Origin of the sequence: Mesorhizobium sp. C395A (assembly GCF_030323205.1) — a bacterium.
Classification (GTDB): domain Bacteria; phylum Pseudomonadota; class Alphaproteobacteria; order Rhizobiales; family Rhizobiaceae; genus Mesorhizobium.
Genome location: NZ_CP100473.1, coordinates 5,296,472 through 5,314,322, shown reverse-complemented (window position 1 = coordinate 5,314,322; position 17,851 = coordinate 5,296,472). Strand labels below are relative to the sequence as shown.

At 61.9% G+C, this 17,851-nt stretch carries 16 protein-coding genes and 1 pseudogene; 4 read left to right on the top strand and 13 right to left on the bottom strand.

Annotation, left to right across the window (positions count from 1 at the left end; translation table 11 throughout):
• Positions 1 to 69 precede the first annotated feature (69 nt).
• From NLY37_RS25895 to NLY37_RS25880, 4 genes are read right to left on the bottom strand one after another with little or no spacing between them, the layout of a single operon-like run.
• Entirely contained in the window at positions 70 to 1,020 is a 951-nt protein-coding gene (locus NLY37_RS25895) for a glycosyltransferase family 2 protein (RefSeq protein ID WP_023742524.1), read from the bottom strand.
• Positions 1,010 to 1,954 (bottom strand): glycosyltransferase family 2 protein, encoded by a 945-nt coding sequence (locus tag NLY37_RS25890; RefSeq protein ID WP_196813759.1) that lies wholly within the window; start codon positions 1,952 to 1,954, stop codon positions 1,010 to 1,012. Before NLY37_RS25890 ends, NLY37_RS25895 begins: the two co-directional genes overlap by 11 nt.
• Positions 1,954 to 2,949, bottom strand: a complete 996-nt coding sequence (locus tag NLY37_RS25885) for a glycosyltransferase family 2 protein (protein ID WP_023694195.1) — start codon at positions 2,947 to 2,949, stop codon at positions 1,954 to 1,956. The genes NLY37_RS25890 and NLY37_RS25885 overlap by 1 nt, the downstream gene beginning before the upstream one ends.
• Positions 2,950 to 2,991: 42 nt before the next feature.
• Complete coding sequence (locus NLY37_RS25880) at positions 2,992 to 4,164, bottom strand: glycosyltransferase (protein ID WP_023742525.1); 1,173 nt, start codon at positions 4,162 to 4,164, stop codon at positions 2,992 to 2,994.
• A 177-nt stretch (positions 4,165 to 4,341) separates the two neighbouring features.
• Here NLY37_RS25880 and NLY37_RS25875 point away from each other — a divergent pair.
• Positions 4,342 to 5,508 (top strand): annotated as a pseudogene (locus tag NLY37_RS25875) (polysaccharide pyruvyl transferase family protein); the annotation flags it as partial.
• Positions 5,509 to 5,733: 225 nt separating this feature from the next.
• On the opposite strand, the gene NLY37_RS25870 reads toward NLY37_RS25875, so the two are convergent.
• The 9 genes from NLY37_RS25870 to NLY37_RS25830 form a co-directional block, all read right to left on the bottom strand.
• Positions 5,734 to 7,197: a lipopolysaccharide biosynthesis protein gene (locus tag NLY37_RS25870; protein WP_023742527.1), complete on the bottom strand. Its 1,464-nt coding sequence runs from the start codon at positions 7,195 to 7,197 to the stop codon at positions 5,734 to 5,736.
• Positions 7,194 to 8,363: a glycosyltransferase gene (locus NLY37_RS25865; protein ID WP_023738095.1), complete on the bottom strand. Its 1,170-nt coding sequence runs from the start codon at positions 8,361 to 8,363 to the stop codon at positions 7,194 to 7,196. Before NLY37_RS25865 ends, NLY37_RS25870 begins: the two co-directional genes overlap by 4 nt.
• A 221-nt stretch (positions 8,364 to 8,584) precedes the next feature.
• Positions 8,585 to 9,826, bottom strand: a complete 1,242-nt coding sequence (locus tag NLY37_RS25860) for a glycosyltransferase (RefSeq protein WP_023742528.1) — start codon at positions 9,824 to 9,826, stop codon at positions 8,585 to 8,587.
• A 217-nt stretch (positions 9,827 to 10,043) separates the two neighbouring features.
• Complete coding sequence (locus NLY37_RS25855) at positions 10,044 to 11,123, bottom strand: glycosyltransferase (protein WP_023742529.1); 1,080 nt, start codon at positions 11,121 to 11,123, stop codon at positions 10,044 to 10,046.
• A 31-nt stretch (positions 11,124 to 11,154) separates the two neighbouring features.
• Positions 11,155 to 12,486: a UDP-glucose dehydrogenase family protein gene (locus NLY37_RS25850; RefSeq protein WP_023668805.1), complete on the bottom strand. Its 1,332-nt coding sequence runs from the start codon at positions 12,484 to 12,486 to the stop codon at positions 11,155 to 11,157.
• 55 nt (positions 12,487 to 12,541) lie between these two features.
• Complete coding sequence (exoK, locus tag NLY37_RS25845) at positions 12,542 to 13,441, bottom strand: endo-1,3-1,4-beta-glycanase ExoK (RefSeq protein ID WP_023742530.1); 900 nt, start codon at positions 13,439 to 13,441, stop codon at positions 12,542 to 12,544.
• A gap of 121 nt (positions 13,442 to 13,562) precedes the next feature.
• Positions 13,563 to 13,871 (bottom strand): hypothetical protein, encoded by a 309-nt coding sequence (locus NLY37_RS25840; protein WP_488494595.1) that lies wholly within the window; start codon positions 13,869 to 13,871, stop codon positions 13,563 to 13,565.
• Positions 13,872 to 14,085: 214 nt separating this feature from the next.
• Positions 14,086 to 15,108, bottom strand: a complete 1,023-nt coding sequence (locus tag NLY37_RS25835; protein ID WP_023742531.1) for a glycosyltransferase family 2 protein — start codon at positions 15,106 to 15,108, stop codon at positions 14,086 to 14,088.
• A 145-nt stretch (positions 15,109 to 15,253) separates the two neighbouring features.
• Positions 15,254 to 16,378, bottom strand: coding sequence for a nucleotidyltransferase family protein (locus NLY37_RS25830; RefSeq protein WP_023729643.1), 1,125 nt, complete (start codon positions 16,376 to 16,378; stop codon positions 15,254 to 15,256).
• Positions 16,379 to 16,861: 483 nt separating this feature from the next.
• On the opposite strand from NLY37_RS25830, the gene NLY37_RS25825 reads away from it, so the two are divergent.
• From NLY37_RS25825 to NLY37_RS25815, 3 genes are all read left to right on the top strand, one after another.
• Positions 16,862 to 17,014, top strand: coding sequence for a lasso RiPP family leader peptide-containing protein (locus NLY37_RS25825; protein ID WP_023684233.1), 153 nt, complete (start codon positions 16,862 to 16,864; stop codon positions 17,012 to 17,014).
• Positions 17,015 to 17,178: 164 nt separating this feature from the next.
• A complete protein-coding gene (locus NLY37_RS25820) occupies positions 17,179 to 17,448 on the top strand; it encodes a PqqD family protein (protein WP_245259933.1) in 270 nt (89 codons plus the stop codon).
• A complete protein-coding gene (locus NLY37_RS25815) occupies positions 17,441 to 17,848 on the top strand; it encodes a lasso peptide biosynthesis B2 protein (protein ID WP_245260050.1) in 408 nt (135 codons plus the stop codon). Before NLY37_RS25820 ends, NLY37_RS25815 begins: the two co-directional genes overlap by 8 nt.
• Positions 17,849 to 17,851: the final 3 nt, after the last annotated feature.

Sequence of the window (17,851 nt, the reverse complement as noted above, 5' to 3'; positions counted from 1 at the left end):
TTCCTTCTGAGCAGATCGATTTCAGCCTGTTGCAGGCCACGAACAAACGTCTTCATGTACTCGCCCTCCTTACCTCTCCGCGCCGACGGCAAACTGCGCCGCCACCCTTTTGAGGCGGACGGCGACCGGCATCGACATGTGCCTGACAGCCGCCGGATCACTTAGCGCGGTGCGTATCGCTTTCAACGGCGAACGCGCCTTGATGTGCTGGACCAGCGACAGGAACGATGCCGCCTTGCGCAGGCTGCGGGCGCGTTTGGCGAAGGCGGCCGCAGCAGCAGCGTCCATGGAATTGGTCTCGGCGAAGACCGCGTCGGCCTTGCGCATCGCCTCGATATGGTGAAGCTCGAGCACGCGCGAGATCGAGCCCGTGCGGATGTGGTAGATATAGCCGGTCGTCGGCTCGACGACGCATTTTCCGCTCTTGGCCAGCGCGTTGGCGAGCAGGATGTAATCCTCGCCTATGCTCAGACTTTCATCATAGCGAAGCCCGTTTTCGATCAGGAAACGGCGCTGGAAGATCGGCTTGAGATAGCCAAGGTTGAACGTGGATTCGAAAACGATGTTGCCAGCGATGTAGTCGGCGAGCGTGATTTCACGCAGGCCCTCCAGATATTTGGCGGGAAACATCGTCGCTTCGGCAATGCCGTCCTCGCGCACCACCTGGAGGTTGTCGACGGCGATTACAGCGCCCGCACTTTCGGCTCGCGCGATCATGGCGGCGAGCCGCCCGGGCAGGACGGCATCGTCGGAATCGAGCACCGCGACCCAGCGGCCTGTGGCGAGGTCGAGGCCGGCATTCCTGGCGCCGCCAGGGCCACGATTTGCCGGCAGCGCAACCACTTTGACGACATCTTTTGGATAGGCTCTTGCGACGTCGAGCGTGTTGTCGCGCGACTGGTCATCGGCGACGATGATTTCGACGCTGACATCGCGCTGGGCCATGGCGCTTGCGATCGCCCGGTCGAGCGTGGCCGCGGCATTGTGGGCTGCGATGACAAAGGAGACGTCAGGCTGCACGCTTGCCTCCTTGCTGCGGGGAAGACAGTCCGTATTGGCGAATTTCGCTGATACCGACCAGGCCGCTGACGACGCCGACATGCATGATGCCGCGCAGCACGCTGCGGTTGCGGCGGACCGGGCTAATCGCAGTCAACGCCGCCATGCCGAAGCAATAGGCGGCCTTGGCCGAGGCAAGGCCGACAGCCTTCGCACGCTGTATCACGCCTGCGTCATGGCCGATCAGGTGGCCGTGCGTCTGGCCGAAGCGGAAGCGGCGGCGGCGCAGCCAGTCGAAAGCGGCTCGCGAACGCGGCACGACTTCCTCGACCCACGCCTCCGGCGCAAAGGCGATGCGACCGCCTGCCTTGACCATGCGGTCGAAGAATTCGGTGTCCTCGCCGCCGCTCTGGCCGCGCGCCAGGCTGAAACGACGGTCGCGCAAGCTGTCGGCGCTCATCCTCAAAAGGACGTTGCAGGTGTAGCCGGTGCGGATTTCGCCCTGCACCCAGACCGGCAAGGTCGAATGGAAATCGCCCTTGCGCATCCAGTCCGGCGCATCCGAGCGGTAGAGCGCCCGCACCGGACCGAGCACGGCCTCGGCGCCGCTTGTCTCCGCGATAGCAATCAGTTCGGCCAGCCATTGCCGGGAAGCGGTTTCATCGTCGTCGATGAAGGCGACAAAATCGGCCGTGCTGGCATCAAGACAGGCGTTGCGGGCAACCGAGATGTTGCGCGCCGGGGCGTGCCGGTAGCGGGCCACGAGCTTCAATTCGCTCGCCAGCGCGGTCACCAGCGGCTCGGCGGTCGGCTCGTCGTCATTGTCGGCGACGATGACGCCGATGCCGAAACCGGCAGGCATATCCATGGCAGCGAGCGACCGCAGCGTGTCGGCCAGTTCCGGCCGCCGGAACGTGCAGACGCAGATGTCGATTCGGCGGCTGTCGGCGACCATCATGCCACCCCGCGCTGCGATCGCGAGCCGAGCAGTTGCAGCCAAAACCCGAGCGACCAGCCGAAATGCATGACCATCGCCGAAATGCCCGCCAGCACATTGTTGGGATTGCGCTGGCTGATGGCGGTCACAGCGCCGTAGCCCAGACAGACCGAAGCCCAGACCAGCAGCGGCACCGCCGCCAGCCAGTGGATAAAGGAAAATACCGCGAGAAGGACGACCGGCGCCACCAGCAGCGGGATCATCTGCCGAACTTTCGGGATCATGCGGTGCTTGAGCACATTCTTGGCGCGGCCGCGGCCATAGCCGAGATATTGGAAATACAGGCCCTTCAGCGACGAACGCGGATAGTAGACCATCTGCGTCTTGCCGCTCATCCAGATGCGGTAGCCTGCCCGGCGCAGGCGGTAGTCGAGTTCGGCATCCTCATTGTGGCTGAAGGTCTCGTCATAGCCGCCGACCGCGGTGAAGGCCGAGATCCGGATCAGCGCGTGATGGCCATGGTCCACCCATTCGCCGGCGGAAAGGTGCCGGTGCTTGGAGCCGCCGGTGCCGAGCTTGGAATTCTGCGCCGCCGCGACCGCTTTCTGCACCGCGCCGCTGCCGCTGGTCAGCATCGAGACGACGACCGAATCGGCTGAAGTGGCGAGCGCCTCCTCGACCAGCCGGTCGCAATAATCGGCGGGATAGCCGCCATGGGCATCGATGCGGATCAGGTATTCGGCGCCGTCACCGAGGCTGGCGACGGCGAGATTGATCGCCGCGCTCTGGATACGTTTTGGGTTGTTCAGGAGGACGACCTGAGGGTCCTTGGCCGCAACCGCTTCGGCAATGGCCAAAGTACCATCGGTGCTGCCGCCATCGGCAACGACGATGCGGGCGCCGAGCCTTAGCGCTGCCGGCCTGAGCTGCTCGAGCAACGCGCCGATATGGGCTGCCTCATTCAGGCACGGAATGACGATCAGGCTTGGCGGCAGCGCTTCGGTTTGCGTCATCGGCGCCTTTCCATGAACTGCACTTTTGTCATTGGTCATCCTTCAGGCCAGTGCCTCGGTGGCGAACGAACCAGGGGCAACCGCAAGGCCGCGCAGCCTGTCGACAAAGGCGCGGCAGTCGCTGCGGTCGTAGCTCCAGGTTCGTGGGTTGCGGGCCAGCACACGCGCCTTGGCCTTGCCGAAGTGCTCCTGGTCCATGCGGCCGAGCGCGGTTTCCAGGATTTCGGGCGTGGCAGCAGAAAGCAGGATGCCAATGTCCTGCTGGTTGAGAAAGCGCCCCGTCTCGGTAGTGCCCATCGAGATCGGTACGGCGCCGAAGCGGCAGCCCTCATAGAGGCGGTTGGGCAGCAACCATTCCGAATTCTGCCCTTCCTCGAAGAAATCGATCGCCCAGGAAAAATGCACTTCGCCGTAGATCGCGGCCATGTCTTCCGGGTTGCGGTAGGGGCCACGAAAGGAGAGATAGGGTTCGGCCTCGACAAAAGCATGGAAATCCGGGAATTCCGAGAGTGCCGGACGGCCCCGAAGGACGACCTCGAAGCGCCCGCCCTGACGGCGCGTGAAGTCGGCCAGCAGCTCCAGCGAGCGGCGGCAGCGCAGCGCGCCGAACCAGCCGATGCGCCACGGGGGTGCTGCAGGGTTTTCGGCCTTTGACCTGTCATCCAAGGCGATCGGCGTGGTTTCGAAGTATTTGTTTTCGACCAGTTCCACCGGTGCGGCGACCTGCCCGAACGGCTTGAAATAATTGGCGATGAAGGCCGGTGAGCTCGTCACCAGAAGCTTCACGTCGCGGGCGAGATAACGCTCCGCTGTGCGCAGCGCTTTGCCCAGCATGTCATTGCGCAGCACCAGGCGATGGATGTCGAGGCATTCGTAGACGATCGGCACGCCGCCGCGAAAGGCGGCCTTGGCGCGCCTGGCCAGCGCCAGCATTTCCAGATTGCGCGCGATGATGAGGTCGGGCTTCGGCATCGCCGCAAGCTTCGAGCCTATCGACAGCGCCGCCTTGGCGATCGCCGCCAGACGCTGGCCGAATCGGCCGTCACGCGTCGCGCCGAGGTCGACCGGCTGCAGCCCCTCGACGTCGGCAACAGCATTTGTGGTCCGACGGAAGCCGGCCAACGTGACCCGCGCGCCGCCTGCCTTGAGCATTATGATCCGCCGGCGCACCGCCGGGTCGGAAACATCGTGCACAAGGTACAAGACATGCAGCATGAAAACTCGACCGCTGTTGGCCCACCCACGGGAATGCTAACCCAGCTTTTGCTGCATCGCAACATTTTTGGTGCGCCGTAGCATAAGTGCACGTTTTTTGTTGCACTGCAAAATTGATGCGTTACCCTCCGTCGGGCTTGAGCGCCGCTCTGACTGGTCACCCAGCCCGATGCAGCGATGAATTGTGACGCGAGCCGCATCGGGATCGTCCTGGCGTTGGTGTTTTCGGTCACCATGCCCGTCCTAGGCACCGCAGGCCCCGCCGCGGAATCTGCTGACGAAATGAGGTATCCCATGAAGATCGTCGTTGAAAACACAGTCTGCCTGAATACCGGGGATGCGGCGATTCTGCTGGCGATCCGCCACATTCTGAAGACGATCGTGCAAGGCGACGTGCGGTTTGCCGTCTTCGACAGCCAGCCCGAGGTTGCGGAACGACTCTATCCGAAGACGGATTATCCCGACCTCGAATTTCATAAGCTGCTGTCGGAATCCCTGTTCCGATACAAGAATGGCAGCGGGCTGAGGGACCGGTTCAAGCCGATCTACAATCGGCTCGTTCTCCAGGCTCTGCGCTGGTTTGGCAGCAGCGCGCTAGGCAATTTTTCCAGCCATCGCGACCGGCGCGGTCTCGATATCTACGCCGACGCGGACATGGTGGTCACCACAGGGGGAACCTATCTCGTCGAGAACTACAATCTCGAACGACGCCTCAATCAGTTCAGGCTCGATGCCGTATTTGGCAAAGATCCGGTCTTCTTCACGCAATCCCTCGGTCCGTTCGACAAAAGTTACAACCGCCAGGAGCTCGGCCCGATCTTTGACCGCAGTCCGCTCATCCTGTTGCGCGACGAACGGTCGCGGACCCATATCCGGGACTTGGTGAAGGATCTCGGCAAGTGCCACGTGGTGGCCGATGCCGTATTCGCCTTGGCCGATACCGACAGGATCGGCAAGCGTCTCGCTTCCAGCCAGCCGCCGGCGTCGACGGGCCGCGTCGCTATTTCGGTCCGCCACTGGAACTACGTCAGCGACGGTGAGGGCGGCATGCGCCGCTATCTGGATTCGATCCGCGAGATTGCCACAATTCTTGTCAGGGACCTTGGCAAGGAGGTGACCTTCGTCTCCACGTGTCAGGGCGTACCGGAATATGCCCATGACGATTCCAAGACCGCGCAGGCCATCGTTGCCGAGCTCGATCCTGAGATCGCCAGCCACGTGACAGTGGACGCTTCGTTCCACACGCCGGACCAGTTGATGGGGCTGGTGAAGGGCTTCGACTTCGTCGTCGCGACGCGCATGCATATGATGATCATGTCGCTTTGCGTCGGCACGCCGGTGCTGCCGATCGCCTACGAGTTCAAAACCAAGGAAGTGGCCAAGCGAATCGGTGTCGACGATGTGCTGCTCGACATCGACACCGTGACGCCCGAAGAGGCGCGCGAAAAGCTCGGCCGGTTTGCGGGAAATCTCGACCGCTATCGCAAGACAAGCCTTCAGGCCGTGCTCGAAGAACATGCTTCGGCAATGTCGGCCACAAACCTGGTGGCGCCGCTGATCGCCGGCCGCTCAGCGGATATTGCGCGCGGCGTTGGACAGGGTGGTGAACAAGGCGCGTCGCGACTGCGGGACGGCAAGCATGAAAACGAGACCGATGCCGTAGTTGAGGGCAAGCGCCAAAAAGACCGCGAGCAGGTCTGACTGGCCCGTTAGAGACGCCGGCAACCACAGGTACAAGAACCAGGCAAGCAGGGACGAGGCGATGAAAAGCCCCTGCATAAGCAGGAAGTCGGCGGCGGTCACCGGACCGACGCGATGGACCAGTAGCGCGAGCACGGGAACGCGCAGCACGTAACCGCTGATGGCATAGGCCGCGGCAACGCCGACGGCGCCCCAGTGCAGGCCGACGAGGAAGGCAGCGACGGTCGTCAGCGACGAATAGATGCCCCAATGGAACATGGTCTTCGTCTTGCCCTGACAGATGAATATCCATCCCGTCGTGCTTGAAACGGACTGGACCAGGCTGGCGATGCCCAGCCAGGCAAAGATCGGTGCGACCGGTGCCCAGCCCGCGCCGAAGAGAAGTCCGACGATCTGATTGGAGGTCAGCGTCAGCGCCGCGATGCCCGGCATGGTAACGGCCGCCAGCATCCAGTTGGTGCGCACATAGATATCGCGAAAGCGGGCCTTGTCATCGTGGATGCGGCTGAGCAGCGGCACCATAACCCGTGTCAGCGGCTGGTTGATGTTCTGCAGCGGGAACAACAGGAGCTTGTAGGCGCGGTCGTAATAGCCGAGTTCGATCGCACCGGAATATTTTCCGATGAGAATGTTGTCGAGATTGCGCGAGAAGAAGTTGGCGAGGTTGAAGCCGGTCAGGTTGGCGCCGAACGACAATATATCGGCATCGACCTTCAGGTCCGGCCGCAAAGGCGTCCAACGCGCCACCAGCCAGGCGGCAGCCAGGGCGATAGCTGCCGAAACCGCCGGGCCGATGACCAGCGACCAGTAGCCCAACCCCGCATAGGCCGCGATCGCGGCGGCCAGAAGTCCGGCGGCGGCGCTTATCACGTCGTTCAGTGCGAGCTGGCCGAACTGCAGGTGCCGGTTCATCAACGCCAGCGGCACTGCGGCGAGACTGCCGAGAAGCAGCGGCAGGGCGGAGCCAAGGGTGATGCCGGACATACGTTGATCGCCATAGAACGCGGCGATGGCAGGCGCCAGGCCGGCCACTACCACGGCACTACCCAGCCCGACGAGCGCGCTGATCCAGAACACCTGGTTGAGCTGCTGGTTGCTGATGTCCTTGCGCTGAACCACAGCCTGCTGCAGGCCCAGATTCTGAAGCAGCCCGACGAAGGCCACGATCGGCCCGACGGAAGCCACCAGACCGAAATCCTCGGGGACCAGCAGACGGGCCAGCACGATGACGGAGAGAAACTGGATCGCCATCTTGAAGCCCTGGGCGCCGATGGTTACCAGCCCGCCGCGCAGGGCGACACGACCGAACTGGGGGGGCGGATTGGCGTTCATGCAAGCGACCTCGTTTCGCCAAGCCGCATGGCGATTTCCACGAAATGTTGGTTCAGCAGATCGGAGTTGAACTCGGCCTCGATCTTCTTGCGCGCCGCGAGAGCGATCCCTTCACACGGCTTCGGATTCTCGGCGATCCAGGCAAGCTTGCCGGTCAGCGCCGCAACGTCCCGCTCAGCCACGAGAAAACCCGTCTTGTGATCATCGATCAGTTCAGGGATCCCGGAATGATACGTGCTGACCACCGTCAGGCCGGCGGCCATCGCTTCCATCAGGGAAACCGGAATGCCTTCCAGATCGCCATCGCGGGCGCCGACGCTGGGCAGCAGGAACACATGCGCGTCGCGCAGACGCTGTTTGACTTCGCTGTGCGGCCGGGGCCCAAGAAAATTCACCCTGTCGGCAATGCCGAGCTCTGCGGCGATCCCCTTCAGCTCCTCGAGAAGTTCTCCGCCGCCGATCACCGAGTAGATCCAGTCTCGCCGCGGCAGGCCAGCAAGCGCGCGAAGCGCATATTCGATGCCCTTCTTTTCAGTCAGGCGGCAGACCGAGATGAAAGAGAGCGTGGCCTGCTCCCATGAACGCCACCGATAGTCGATCTCACTCGGCCGCACCCCCATGTGGTGAACCACAACCTGCTCCGGTGATGCACCGACCTCAATCAAGGCGTCGCGGAAAAACGCATTCACCGGCAGTTGAAGAACGCCCTTTTCGAACACAACTTTGTAGCGCGCGAGCGTATCGTCATGCAGCGGTTCGCCGACATCACGGCCGTGAAATATCGTCACCAGGGGAGCGGAAATCCTCCCGCGCTTGATGGCGCGGGCCACGCGCATGCCGTTGTTGCCGAAATGGGCAACGATGACGTCGGCGCCCTGCAGTTTTCGCGCATGAGCAATGTCGATGGCGGTCGAGAGCTTGTCCCAGAACCTGCCGGACCACTTCCTGAGCAGCGGGCGATAGCGACCCAGGCCACCCCACCAGCATACGACCTTTCCTGGCAACGCCTGCCAGCGCGGATCATCGATGTTGCTGTCCCTGCCGAAGGACGTCTCGTTGCAGACGACGCCGACTTCCATGCCGCGCTCAAGGCATCCGGCTATCTGGTCGAGAACAAAGGTTTCGGACAATGAGGGAAACTTGTCGACTACAAAGCAGATCTTCATCGGCAGGATGCGCTCGTCCGGGGAGCCGGTGTCCCTTTGACAAAAGCCGGGCCGAAGACAGGGTGGCGGAAGCACAAGACATGCAGCATGGAACTCTACCGCTGTTGGCCCACCCGCAGGAACGTTAGTACAGGTCTTGCTGCACTGCAACATTTTTGGTGCAGTGTAGCAAGATTTCTATCGACTTGGCGTGCCTGCCGATCAAACGCAGAGGAGCAGTGTCAGCCGGCAGAGGAAGGATCCGCCAAGCCATCGGAAACGCCGACATGACCGGCAGGTTCATGCGCAGGGCTCGATGTGACCAGTTGGGTAACGATCTGCGCAAAACGTTCATTCAGAACATCTGCGTTGAAGTCGTCCTCGACTTTGCGGCGTGCGGCAAGCGCGATACGCTCGCATTCAGTCGGGTGCTCCGCGGCCCAGGCAAGCTTGCCGGCAAGCGCTGAAATGTCTCGCTCGGGCGCAAGCAACCCCGTCTCCCCATCCTTGATGAGCTCCGGGATTCCCGAATGATACGTGCTGACCGCAATCAATCCGGCGGCCATGGCCTCCATGAGCGCGACCGGAATGCCTTCCATATCCCCGTCGCTGGCAGTGATACTTGGCAGCAAAAAGAGATGGGCCATGCGAAGCCGTCTTTTCACCTCCGCGTGAGGGAGGCTGCCGAGGAACGTTACGCGACCAGCCAAGCCCAGCTCTACGGCCAGCTTCTCCAGATTCATCCGCAGAGGACCGTCGCCAACAATGTCGTAACGCCAGTCTAGCTGCGGCTGGGAGGCGTTGAGGGAGGCCAGGGCTCGCAAGGCGAACTCGACGCCTTTCTTTTGGACCAGGCGGCAAACCGTCGTCACGACCAGTTGGGTGCCTTCCCACGATTCCCAGCGATAGCCGATTTCGCGGGCGTCAATTCCCATATGGTGGACCGTCGTGCTCGCCTGCGACAGGCCGGCTTCCAGCAGCATCGTGCGGAAGTAATCGTTGACGGGCAGGTTCAGGGTCCCATGCTTGATCAGCCCGGCATATTGTGTCGCGAGCACTGCCTGCCGCGCCGGGATCGCCACGTCCGCGCCGTGAAAGATGGTTATGATCGGTGGTTTGAGCACCTTCCATTTCTTCAGTGCGGCTGCTCTCTCGCCGTTCTGTCCGAAGTGGGCGACAATCACGTCGCAGCGGTTCAGGCGGCGTGCAAAGGCGATGTCGAGAACGGTCGAGGCCTTGTATCGCAGACGCGGCGGCAGACGTTGTACAAATTTGCTGATTCCAGCGGCCCATCGCCACCAATGTCGGGTTCTGGCGAGCAGCGTCGCCATCGGCTCGCTTTGCCGGTCAATTCGGTGGTCACCTTGCATCTTTTCGCAGACGACTTCGACCTGAAAGCCCCGCGCCAGCAGCCCAGCCATCTGGTCCACGACGAAGGTTTCCGAAAGCAGAGGGAATTCGCCGACGACAAAGCCCACGCGCATGACCCGCCCATAAGGTTGGGGCTTGCTCGAACCAAGCGGTCCATATCGCACAAGCCCTAATGTAGACAGGCAGAATACACGTTGATTGCTGCAGTGCCACAAAATATTGCACTGCAGCAATTAAAAGTGATCCGGAGGGATAGGCGCACGACGGCTAACGGGAACTTTGCGCGACCACGGTCGTGCAGCGTCTCAGCTGAACTGCAACACGACGCGTTTAGGCTGCGTGCTCCAAACCGACACGTCTTGCGCGGTCGAGAACGCCCATGAACGTTGCGAACTGGCTGTCGGGGTTCATTTGCCGCCGCTCCGAAAACTGACGTGCTGTCGCTGACAGCCGCTTGTACTCGGCCTCATCGCTCCACAGCCGCCTGACCGTTGCGACCCAGTCGTCGAGCGGGGCGTCGTAGTCCAGTACCACGCCGCCGGCGCCGATCGCTTCCGGCAGACCGCCGCGCCGCGAGCCGACCACGGGAATGCCACTACAATGCGCTTCCGAGGCCACCCGGCCCCAGGCTTCTTCCCATTTGCTGGGCGCAAGCAGGATTTTCGTGCGGCCGTAGACCGTCTTCATGTCGCTGGTGCGGCTTTCCAGCTTGACGTTCTGGAGGGTAGAGATTGTTGCTTCGATCCGGGCTCGATGATCGTCGTCGAGCTTCCAGCTTTCGACGAACAGGAACGGGATCTCGGGACAGGCGGCGGCAATGCGCACCGCAAGATCGAAGCCTTTTTCCTCATATGGATTGATGAGCGTGACAAATTCACCGGTCGTCGGTGTGCTGTAGAACGCGGGATTGATGGTCGGCGGAATAACCGTCGAATCGATATCGAATTTTGCCTTATAGGCGCGCGCGGTGAACTCGGAGTTGGCGATATAGACCGCCGAATGGAGCTCACGCAGATCGCCGGCCAATTCGTCGAATTCGACATTCCTCAGATAGACGGTCAGCGGCACGCCAAGCCTCTGCAACTCTCTGCCGATCGGCACCGAATTGTGGCACTGCACGACCGCGACATCCGGCCTCAACTTTTTGACGGCGAAGTCGGCCGCTTCCCAGGGGAACCACGCCCGTACAACCGGATAGCCCGGGAAATTGTCGATGACCGCGCGCTGACGAAGGAGCTTCATCTTGGCGCGCGCCCGGAAGCCGAACATGCCGTCGCCGAACAGCGCTGCCAGAACGGATGCCTCGTGACCGTTTTCGCGCAATTGCTCGACCAGGTGGTGGGTGCTCGACTGGACGCCCCCGCTGAATTGCGGCGTGTAGCCGGCGCCGCCTGCAAACAGAACTTTCATGAACCTGGCTCCGCGTTGTGCCGCCCTGCCTTCACGCCGCCATCCTGCCGATCGAGAAATACTCGATGCCGTGACGGGCGATGACCTTGGGATCATAGAGGTTGCGGCCATCGAAGATGACCGGCGTGGTCAGGGCATCCTTCACCGCGTCGAAGGACGGGGCGCGGAAACTCTTCCACTCGGTGGCGATCAGCAACGCGTCGGCGCCGCGCAGTGCCGCCTCCTTGGTGCCGCACAAAAGCAGATCGTCGCGCAGGCCGTAGATGGCCTGGCATTCCTGCATCGCCTCGGGATCGTAGGCCTGCACATTGGCGCCGGCCTGCCACAGCGCCTCCATCAGGACGCGCGCCGGCGCCTCGCGCATGTCGTCGGTGTTGGGCTTGAAGGCGAGGCCCCAGAGCGCGAAGGTCTTGCCCTTGAGACTGCCCTTGAAATAACGGTGCACCTTGTCGAACAGCACCGACTTCTGGGCATTGTTGCGCTCCTCCACGGCGCGCAGCAGCTTGGCGTCGAACTTGACACCTTCGGCGGTCTTGATCAGCGCGCGGACATCCTTGGGGAAGCACGAACCGCCATAGCCGAGGCCGGGATAGATGAAGTGGTAGCCGATGCGCGGATCCGAGCCGATGCCCTTGCGTACCTCCTCGATGTCGGCGCCGAGCTGCTCGGCCAGATTGGCCATTTCGTTCATGAAGGAGATCTTGGTCGCCAGCATGCAGTTGGCGGCGTACTTCGTGAATTCGGCGCTGCGCACGTCCATCACGATCATCTTCTCGTGGTTGCGGTTGAACGGCGCGTAGAGCTCGCGCATCACCGCCTCGGTGCCCTCGCTGTTGGTGCCGACAATGATGCGGTCAGGCTTCATGCAGTCGGCGACGGCGGAACCCTCCTTGAGGAACTCAGGATTGGAAGCGACGTCGAAAGCCAGGTCCTGGCGCCCGCGCGCCTTCAGCGTCGCGGCGATTTTGGCCTTCACCTTTTCGCAGGTGCCGACCGGCACGGTCGACTTGCCGACGACGATCTTGGGACCGTCCATCTCGCGGCCGATGGTCTCGGCCACCGCCAGCACATATTTGAGGTCGGCCGAACCATCTTCGCCGGGTGGCGTGCCGACCGCAATCATCTGGATCTCGCCATGCTTGACGCCGGCGGCGGCATCGGTGGTGAACTTGATGCGGCCGGCGGCGTGGTTCTCCTTGACCAGGGCCTCCAGTCCCGGTTCGAAAATCGGCACCAGGCCCTGGTTGAGCCGCTCGACCTTCTTTTCATCGACATCGACGCACACCACCTGGTGCCCGACCTCCGCCAGCACCGCGGCCTGCACGAGACCGACATAGCCAATTCCAAAGACCGTCAAATTCATTCGGGTTAATTCCTGTTCACGCCCTTTGGCCTTATATGGCCGGGCCGGTTCAGATCTACTTTATGCTGCTTACACTGCATGCCAGCGATTCCGGAAACTGGCACGGCTGGCCGAGCGCGGTGAAGGCGACGCGCTGCACCTGCATCGTCACCTGGCGGCCGGGGTCGGAAAAGGCGCCCATCCAGTTTTTCAGCGTGTCGCTGCCCCAGAGGCTGAAGAATATCTTCTGCGAGTGGGTCGGCAATTGCTCGGGATTGGTCACTTCCTGGACCAGCTTGCCGTTGACGTACCAGCGCAGCCGGTCCTTTTCCCAGATGAAGGCATAGTCGTTGAAGCCCTTGTCGGCGCCGCCTTCGACCTCGGCCAGCTTCTCGTTTTTGGGTTTGCCGGCGATGTAGCTGTTGACCTGCACCTTGGATGTATCCTTGGTCAGCACCTCGAAGTCGATCTCATACCAGGGCTGTTTGTCGGCAGGGCCGATATAGGTGAAGAAAGCGGCGTTGAGACCGGATCCGGTGTCGGTCTTCATCCGTGCTTCATAGGTCCCATAGCCGAAGCGCTGCTTGGTCTGGATCTCGGCGCAGGCGAACTCGCGGTCCTTCAGTTTGCGCTTTTCGAAGCCGAGCGTCAGCATGTTGTCGGAAAATTTTACCAGGCTTTTCGACCAGGTGCAGTTCTGGTGATTGCCGTTCGACCAACCGTCGGAGACATACCAGCGCGAACGATCGAAACTCTTGAAATCGTCGACGAAGGACGGTGCGCTTTGCATCTCCGGGGAGGCGTCCTGGGCGCGGGAGGGGTGGGCGGCGCCGAGCAGAGCTGCGGCTGCCGCCAACAGAAGCGCATCAATGGATAGAAGACGCGTTGGGTTTACAAGACGCATTGGCCGATTTGGCCGCGTCGAAATCATGGCATCGATTGCCGCCATGGGCGTCGTCTTCGGATCTGCGTTCATATCAATTCACCTTTGTGCTGTTCCGCCCCAACCCAAAGTCACCGATTGGCCCACATTGCTAACGGGCCGATCCCGATCCTCCGTCCCCGAACTTTCTCTTCTGTGTCTCGTGTGACCGTGTTCAGCCGAAGCGACCTGCGGGTTTGACATATTCCCCGTGCGAGTCAGAACTCTGGCCATCCTCGCCGACGATCGCGTCGAGTGAATGACGCAGTTCCTTCATCCGGCTCGTCTGGCGCACCAGCTCGGCGATGCGCTGTTCGCAGTTCAGGATGGACTTCGTCAGCTCGCCGACTTCCGACAGCTTGCTTGCCGACGCCGAGCCGTTCTCCATCGACTCGACCAGGAAGGCCGCGTTGGTGGACTTCGACCGGTAGCGGGCCTCCAACCCGGTCTTCTCGGCCGCAATCTCGGCCGTGATCTGATCCAACAGCTTTGCCAGACGGTCGAAACGCGCCAGATCGGTCTGCTTGTCGCGCGCTGGGTCCCTGGACCTGAAGCCGAAAATTGAAGCCATCCGGTTGGCCTTCCAAAATTGCTGCACCGCAACATACAGTGCCATCGTCGGGGCGTGTAGGCAACCTCCGAGTTTCAGAAAGGCAATTTTTTCAGCCTTGCGGCCGCCGTCCCGGACTTGGCGGAGCCTACTTTTGCGCCGCCGTGCTGGTAGCGGCCATGAGGAAGCGCAAGGGCGGCACCGGCTGCTGCCGCGGGGGCAGACCGGCGTGGCGAAACAACGCATCGAGCTTGTCGGCGGCCACGCCGACAACGATGGGAATGAAGTTCGACTGGCTGGCCAGCGCGTAGGCGGCGGCAGACGCCATGCCGCGCTCGGCCTTCACATCGAGAAAATTGCGCAGCCGGTATTTGTCACGCACATGCCGCTCGTGCTTGCGCAGCAGGGCCTTGGAGCCTTCCGGCAGGCTGTCGATCTTGAGCAGTGCCAGATCCGCATCGGCGAGGCGCTTCAGATCCTGTGTCTTGTGGCGCCCGCTCAGCGAATCGGCGCGCACGATCGCGCCATAGCCGCAGGAACGGATGACCTTGAAGCGTGCGCCAAGGGCAAAGGCGCGGGCGTACAGTTCATAATCTTCGCCGAGACGCAGGTTCTCGTCGTAACGCAGCCCATGCCTGTCGAGGAAAGCTCTTGATATCACCGGCTTGAGAAAGCCGAGTTCGCCGCGCTGGACACGCCGTCTGGAGATGTTGCCCTCGATGAACCGCTCGAAGTCGAGGAATTCCGGGTCCGCCGAAAAGGACGGGGCGACGATCTTAGAGACGTCGGTCGCCGTATCGTCACGGATCAGCATGATGTTGTCGGCGGCGAAATCCCAGTCGGTGCTGGCAAACAGCTGGCGAAACCGTCCCTGAAGGAAGAAATCGTCGGCGTCGAGAATGCTGATGAAAGGCGATTTCGACCCGGCAATGGCGGCATTGCGAGCGAAGGACGGGCCGCGATTGACGTCGAGCCGGATGACCGAAAGCCGACCGCTGCCATCGTCGGCAGCGCTGGCCACTTTTGCGGTGTCGTCGGTGGAGGCGTCGTCGACGACAACGACTTCCGCCACCTCCGGCTCGCGCAGCGCCGAGGCGATGGCTGCGGGAATGGTCCGGGCCGCGTTGCGCGCCGCGATGATCACGCAGACCCGGGATTCTGTCATGGACATAGGGTGGCCTTTCGATTGCATAAAGTGTCGCGAGGCCCCTCGCCCTCCCGGCGCGCGGCGCCGGACCCCGATCCATCCTCCCATGATCCATCCCCAGCGGATCGGGACGGAACGTTATCTGCCTGCTGTCTGACGACCCTCATCGTTACCGGCTTTCCCGCTCGAAAATCCGCCGGCTGAGGTCGGCTGACGCGGCCCACCCGGCCTCGGTCAGGTAGCGGACAGGTTCGCGGCCGCACAATTCCCACAAAACGGTGCGCCGTTGCGGCCATCTGAGCGACGACAGCCACGGCGCGATGACCATGTGGAACAGGTCTTCATTGCCGATGCGTGACAGGATCCTGGTGGCCCGATCCGACAGCAGCGTGCCGGCGCCACCAAGCAGCACATCGGCGGCGCGCAGGCCCAGCAGCAGGGTGTCAGCCAGCCCCTGCTCGGCCGCGTAGTCGAGCACAGTCTGCTGCTCGGCCTCGCTCAGCCGACTGGCAGCGGCCCGGATATCGCAGACATAGCCCGCGCATGGCTCGCGGTTGAACAGCGCCTTTGCGACACTGATGCAGGACAGAAGCAAAGTGTCGGAGGCCGAGATGAACGGCACGCTGGAGCCGGCGATCGCAAGCGCGCGCTTGCGGCGCAGGAACCCTTCCGTATCGCGCGGGCTGGGCGATCCCGGCTGCTGGAGCCGGTAATGGAGATCGACGGTGGACAATTTCCGACCCTGGCTGCGAACCATGTGCTGCTCGCCCAGAAAGCGCACCCACCAGACGGAGCGGGACTTGCCGGCGACCTCGTAGCCGATCGAGCGCAGCGCATCACGAGCTCTAAAGAAGCCGGCCGGCGACACCAATATGTCGACATCTCCGGACGGCTTCATGAAATGGTCGCCATAGAGCAGTTGCTGCTGGAGGGGGCCCTTCAGGAAGACGAAATCGATGCTGCTGCCGCGCAGCGCCTTGTCGATGGCCATCGAATCCATGATGCCGGACGAGTTCATCGCAATCGTGCGCCGGCGATAAGTGTCGAGCCACTCGAGCAATCCCGGCGGCGTCTCGCCCGCCGGTGGGCGCGACAGCGCCTTCAGCATGAAGGTGGCGACCTTGTTCAGCCTTGCGATATCGCAAACATCGGCAACGGAGACGGCCGGTGCAGGCGCGGCGCTGGGGCTCGCCCCGGAGGCGAAGAACAGCCGCAGGCAAGCCTGCACATAGGCCACTTCGTCGGCGCAGCCAGCGGCGCGCAACCTTTCGAAGGTCCCTTCCTGCAATGCCATTTGCTGCAGCATCTCCGCAAAAAATTCGCCAGGCGCGTTATATTGCAACTGCGAAGCAAAGCATCGCCAAATTCATGCGCCGCGTCCAGTTTTTCCTTTGGAGACAATTTTCCTGCAACCTGGACGTCTGGCGACACAGTCGTACAACGATGCAAGGCGTCGCCTGATCGGAGCCTCTGCCGACACGTCAGCAACAATCTTGTGGGAACGCGCCGGCGCCCAAATGACGAGCGTTCGACTAGAAAATTTAATGTAATAAAATCAGCTACGTAACTAAGAACCACGGTCACTCCGCTGAAATCACCTAGGCTGTGAAAATGCAAGCCGTTTTGATCACCATTGAAGGCTACCGCAACCGCGAATTGATTAACGGCGGGTAAATCAGGCTTGACTCATAAATGCTGCCATGCAGCTATTGCGGTGCAGCAATAGCTCGCTGCCGGCAATCGACAGGCCGCTTCCAGTCCACAAGTGGAGAGTAAATTGGAACAGAATGTTGAAAAGCATGAGTACGAAACCCCTAGCCTGACGGTCCACGGCTCGATCGAGACCATCACGCAAGGCGGTAGCGGTACTACGGCACTCGACGCCTCGTTTCCGGCACATACGCCGGTCGGCGAACTCACCTTCTCCTGAGTCTTCTCTCGTTGGGGTGACAAAGTCCGGACTCTGCAAACAGAGCGCACTAAGGAGAGTCGGGGGTCAAACCCCGGCTCTCGCGTCTTTGTCCGGAATTGCCGAAGCGTTGGTGTTGTGAGCGAGGTTTAGGAATGGACTGGAACCCCACGGACCACGATCGGATGAGCGCGAGCAAGGATGCCGTGGCCTGCGAATTCGGCAACGGCCTGGCGCTGCTCGATATGAGGTCCAACATCTATTACAGCCTGAACAGCGTCGGCGCCTATATCTGGGAGCTGATCCAGGAGCCGCGGCCGATTTCCGAAATCCGCAGCGCCGTGCTGGATCGCTACAATGTCGATCCGGAACGCTGCAAGGCCGATGTCGATGGATTGTTGAAGGGCTTGGCGGACGCCGGGCTTGCGAGGCTCCATGATGAGGAACTTGTCTAGAGCTTTCTCGCTGAGCGGGCCGGAGATGCTCTTTCTCGCCCACTGCCTTGCGGTGGTCGTGGCGGTGCGGCTGGGGCTGACGCTGCTTTCCTATAACAGGATTCGCCGAATAGTGACGCGGCTCGATGCAAGCGAGACAGCTGACATCGGCGATCTCAGGCGTGTCGCCTGGGGCGTGGCTGCGGCTGCCCGCCTGGTGCCTGGCGCAAGCTGTCTGACCCAAGCGCTTTCCGGCCAGTATTTGCTTGCCCGCCAGGGCAACGCCTCAAAAATCCGCATCGGCATCGAGCGCGATACCGGGACCGAGTTGAAGGCGCATGCCTGGCTGGTCAGTGGCGACCACATCGTGCTCGGCGGCTCGCTTGGCAGGTTTAACCATCTCGTCGACCACGGCCAGTGAGCG

Coding starts and splice junctions, on each gene's coding strand:
- NLY37_RS25890 (WP_196813759.1), bottom strand. CDS start 1,954: ATGGTCGCCGACAGCCGCCGAATCGACATCTGCGTCTGCACGTTCCGG.
- NLY37_RS25885 (WP_023694195.1), bottom strand. CDS start 2,949: ATGACGCAAACCGAAGCGCTGCCGCCAAGCCTGATCGTCATTCCGTGC.
- NLY37_RS25880 (WP_023742525.1), bottom strand. CDS start 4,164: ATGCTGCATGTCTTGTACCTTGTGCACGATGTTTCCGACCCGGCGGTG.
- NLY37_RS25870 (WP_023742527.1), bottom strand. CDS start 7,197: ATGAACGCCAATCCGCCCCCCCAGTTCGGTCGTGTCGCCCTGCGCGGC.
- NLY37_RS25865 (WP_023738095.1), bottom strand. CDS start 8,363: ATGAAGATCTGCTTTGTAGTCGACAAGTTTCCCTCATTGTCCGAAACC.
- NLY37_RS25860 (WP_023742528.1), bottom strand. CDS start 9,826: ATGCGCGTGGGCTTTGTCGTCGGCGAATTCCCTCTGCTTTCGGAAACC.
- NLY37_RS25855 (WP_023742529.1), bottom strand. CDS start 11,123: ATGAAAGTTCTGTTTGCAGGCGGCGCCGGCTACACGCCGCAATTCAGC.
- NLY37_RS25850 (WP_023668805.1), bottom strand. CDS start 12,486: ATGAATTTGACGGTCTTTGGAATTGGCTATGTCGGTCTCGTGCAGGCC.
- exoK (WP_023742530.1), bottom strand. CDS start 13,441: ATGAACGCAGATCCGAAGACGACGCCCATGGCGGCAATCGATGCCATG.
- NLY37_RS25835 (WP_023742531.1), bottom strand. CDS start 15,108: ATGTCCATGACAGAATCCCGGGTCTGCGTGATCATCGCGGCGCGCAAC.
- NLY37_RS25830 (WP_023729643.1), bottom strand. CDS start 16,378: ATGGCATTGCAGGAAGGGACCTTCGAAAGGTTGCGCGCCGCTGGCTGC.
- NLY37_RS25820 (WP_245259933.1), top strand. CDS start 17,179: ATGAGCGCGAGCAAGGATGCCGTGGCCTGCGAATTCGGCAACGGCCTG.